This is a genomic window from Actinotalea ferrariae CF5-4, assembly GCF_000603945.1.
Lineage (GTDB): Bacteria > Actinomycetota > Actinomycetes > Actinomycetales > Cellulomonadaceae > Actinotalea > Actinotalea ferrariae.
Window position 1 is genome coordinate 1 of the sequence record NZ_AXCW01000324.1, and the last position, 3855, is coordinate 3855.

General features: G+C 70.5%; 2 protein-coding genes, 1 tRNA gene and 1 pseudogene. 2 read left to right on the plus strand and 2 right to left on the minus strand.

Features of this window, described 5'->3' with window-relative positions:
* Together N866_RS17100 and dcd are read right to left on the minus strand one after the other, a co-directional pair.
* A pseudogene (locus N866_RS17100) lies at positions 1 to 351 on the minus strand (hypothetical protein); the annotation flags it as partial.
* 58 nt (positions 352 to 409) lie between these two features.
* The gene (gene dcd, locus N866_RS17105) at positions 410 to 985 is read right to left on the minus strand and encodes a dCTP deaminase (protein ID WP_034228768.1); all 576 of its coding nucleotides are present in this window, start codon (positions 983 to 985) and stop codon (positions 410 to 412) included.
* A 208-nt stretch (positions 986 to 1193) separates the two neighbouring features.
* Here dcd and N866_RS17110 point away from each other — a divergent pair.
* Positions 1194 to 1267 (plus strand) — tRNA-Gly (locus N866_RS17110).
* 104 nt (positions 1268 to 1371) lie between these two features.
* Entirely contained in the window at positions 1372 to 2733 is a 1362-nt protein-coding gene (locus N866_RS17115) for a tyrosine-type recombinase/integrase (protein ID WP_034228770.1), read from the plus strand.
* The last annotated feature ends 1122 nt before the right edge of the window (positions 2734 to 3855 follow it).

The following is a 3855-nucleotide window of genomic DNA, read 5'->3' on the forward strand; positions in this document are numbered from 1 at the left end:
GCCCGGGAGCGGGGCCGGGCCGCGCTCGACCGGTGCGTGCAGCCGGTAGGCCACGCCCGCCGACGCCGGCACCCCGAGGGCGGTCGCGGACGCCGCGTCCAGGGCGAACGGTCCGACGAGCGTGGTGTGGCGCGACAGCCGGAGCACGCCGGGTGAGGGCTCCGTACCCCGGGGGGCGCGGCCGCCCGCGGGACGGGCCGGGGTGGGGTCCGGCGCGGTCTCCCACTGCGCGTGCGGGAAGCGGCTGACGGCGAGCACCTCGACCTCCTCGTGCCCGACGTCACCGGGCAGCAGGAGGAGGTGGTGGTCGAGGACCTCGCGGTCGTCCGGGTCGAGCGACGGGAGTGCCATGCAGCGAGGGTAGGACGCCCGCGCTGCGGGCGGGTCGTCGGCCGTGGAGCCGGCCCGCTCAGACCTGGCTGCGGTGGAAGTTCTGGAACGACCGGGACGCCGTCGGGCCGCGCTGGCCCTGGTAGCGGGACCCGTGGACGGTCGAGCCGTAGGGGTGCTCCGCCGGGGAGGAGAGCCGGAAGAAGCACAGCTGGCCGATCTTCATGCCCGGCCAGAGCTGGATCGGGAGCGTGGCGACGTTCGACAGCTCGAGCGTCACGTGCCCGGTGAAGCCCGGGTCGATGAAGCCCGCGGTGGAGTGCGTGAGCAGGCCGAGGCGACCGAGGGAGGACTTGCCCTCCAGGCGCGCGGCGACGTCGTCAGGCAGGGCGACCGACTCGTACGTGGAGCCGAGGACGAACTCGCCGGGGTGGAGGACGAAGGGCTCGTCGCCCTCGGTCTCCACGAGGCGGGTGAGGTCGGGCTGGTCCTGGGAGGGGTCGATGACCGGGTACTTGTGGTTGTCGAACAGCCGGAAGTAGCGATCGAGGCGCACGTCGATGCTCGACGGCTGGATCATGCCGGGCTCGTACGGGTCGAGGCTGATGCGACCGGAGTCGAGCTCGGCGCGGATGTCGCGGTCGGAGAGCAGCACGAGGTCACGCTAGCGGAGCGACGACGCGGCGCGAGGGTGCGCCCTCCAGGTGGCTTGTCCACACCCTCCTGAGTGGTACCTGTGCTCCGTGCACACAGGTGTGGACGCCGCCTGTGGATAACTCGGTGCTCGCTCGGCCGCCGGGGATGAGCCAGGGCGCCCCGGACCGGTATAGTCGTCGCCGTCGCACCCCCTCGGGGGGTGCTGCGCGGGTGTAGTTCAATGGTAGAACTTCAGCTTCCCAAGCTGATAGCGCGGGTTCGATTCCCGTCACCCGCTCCACCGTTTTCGCAGATCAGGGCCTTACGGCGGCCCTGTCAGACCTCCCTGGCATCCTTCTGCTGGTCGGCTCGTGCCATAACGTGCCATAGCGAAGAGGTCCGACCATGACCACTGCGACGACAACCCGACGCCACCGCCGCGCCTCCGGCGCCGTACGCAAGCTCCCCTCCGGCCGCTGGCAGGCCCGGTACACCGCGCCCGACGGCGCCCTGCGACCGTTGGGGACGTTCCCCACCAAGGCCGAGGCCGACCAGGCGCTCGCCCACGAGGTCTCCCGCATGGCCCGCGGGGTGTGGCGCGACCCCCGGCTCGGCGACCAGCCGCTCGGGGAGTGGTTCCGCGGCTGGATCGCCACGCGCGGGGACCTCGCACCGAGCACGCGGGCGCTGTACGGACGGCTGCTCGATCGGTGGATCGACGCGGAGGTGCCGGTGACGCACGGGTCGCGCGTCCGGACGGTCCGCCTCGGGTTCCGGACGCTCGCGTCGCTGACGCCGGCGGACGTGCGCGAGTGGGACGCCGCCGTCCTCGCCGAGGCGTCCCGGCGAGCGGCCGAGCGCTGGCAGCGGGCCGCGGCGCACCCGCGGCGGGTCAACGCCGCGATCCGGCAGTGGGCCGCGGCGGAGGGCCGCCCGGTCGCCGTCACCGGCCGGATCCCCATCGAGCTGCGCGAGGCGTGGCTCGACGCGACCGGCGGCGTCATGGCCGACCCGCGGGCGACCCTGCGCAGCGTCGGACACACCGAGGCGGCGCAGGCGTACCGCCTCCTGCACACCGGCATGGCGCAGGCCGTCTCCGACAGGCTCATCCCGGCCAACCCGTGCGCGATCAAGGGCGCGAGCCAGCGCGACGCCCGGCACCGGGCCGAGCGGCGGGTCGTCGGACCGGAGGACCTGTGGGCGCTGGCCGACGCCATGCCGGAGCGGTACCGCGCCGCCGTCGTCATAGCGTTCCTCAGCGGGCTGCGCGCCGGGGAGCAGTTCGCCCTGCAGCGCAAGCATGTCGACCTGGCCACCGGCACCGTGCGCGTCGAGCAGTCCCTCGGTCGCCCGGGCGCGGGGTCGGGGCGCTACGCCTCGACCAAGTCCCGAGCGGGGCGTCGCACGGTCACGCTGCCCAGGGTGGCCGTCGACGCGCTCGCCGAGCACCTGGCCCGCTTCACGCCCGAGAGTCGTGACGCGGTCGTCTTCGGAACGGCGACGGGCCGGCCGCTGACCAGCGGCAGCCGGACGGTGATGTTTGCGCGAGCTCGTGCGGCGATCGGGCGAGAGGACCTGACTTGGCACGACCTGCGCCACTCCGCGATGACACTCGTCGCCTTGACCGGCGCCACGCTCCCCGAGCTCATGCAGCGCGCCGGCCATTCCACGCCGCGAGCCGCCCTGCAGTACCAGCACGCGGGTGACAACGCCCAAGTTCGAATCGCGACGCGCCTTGATGCGATGGCCCCACGTCTGACGCCGTGACCCAGATCCAAGCTCCCTCACATCCCGGCGCCACCACCATCAGAACCTGCGCATCCGCCAGGCGGAGCAGGGCGATAGCCGGCATACCCTTTGTGGACCCGAGAAACGGCCGCAGGCTCTCGCCAGCTGAATCGTTCCTGCCGTATAGAAGCCGCCAGAAGAGTACCAGTCACGCCATCCGAACAGATCAGTAAGGACTCCTTGACTCCTTGGTCATCCCCGTACTAGGTTGAAGGTGCGGCCAATGAAGGCACGCACGGCCTGGCAGGGCTGCTTCTTGACTCCCGGGGGGAACTCATACGTCCATCGAAAGCGCTTGCCGTGAGCGGCCTGGCCGCAGTATCGCTCTTCTCAGCAAGCCCAGCGGCAGCTGCGGACCACTCAAGCCAGGCGCCTTCGAGCGAGGCACGCGCCGCCGACCGTAAGGTGAATGAGGAGGGGCCGTTGGTTCCGTCGGGATCAAGCCTCTCGGCGACGAGCACGGCTTCTGGGGGTGAGGTCAGCATACAGGCCTCTCTCTATTCCCCCGGGGGCTGCGTCGGCCAAACGGACTATGCGCACTCGAGCAACGGTTATGTCAAGACGACGTACGGTCCTTACGCTTCAGTTCACGGCCGCACCGTCTGCGTTCAGCCGGTCGCACTCGTAACGGCAAAAGCTGAAGTGTGGAAGAAGGTTTGGCACGGGAACACCCGACTTCTCGTCGGGCCGCTCGTGGACCGGCAGTGGAGCAGGCAGTCTCCTGATTCGGCGCCGCATTACTACTGGGGCGGTCAGGGCACAAACTGGTACGTCGGTATCACGAACCACACGTCCGTGGAGGGTGGCACCACGTATACGGCGAGGACTGTCCAGTACGGCACGCGAGCGGTCTCCGAGTTCGAATGTCGACGCTAAGGAATGTTCTTCCGGCGATGCTGTCCCTCGCATTCGTCACCGGCTGTGCCATGGGGCCGACGGGCCAGCCGAGCCAAGAGGAAGGGCAGCCGGTTAGCATGACGCCCGAACCCGTGGATGCGGCGCAGTCTTCTCAGGTTGCTGGTCCCGAGCCGATCGGGCTGCGAGCGGTCGGCAGCCAACCTTCTCGAGCCCCACAACTGGCTCTTCGCAGATGAGGGTGTA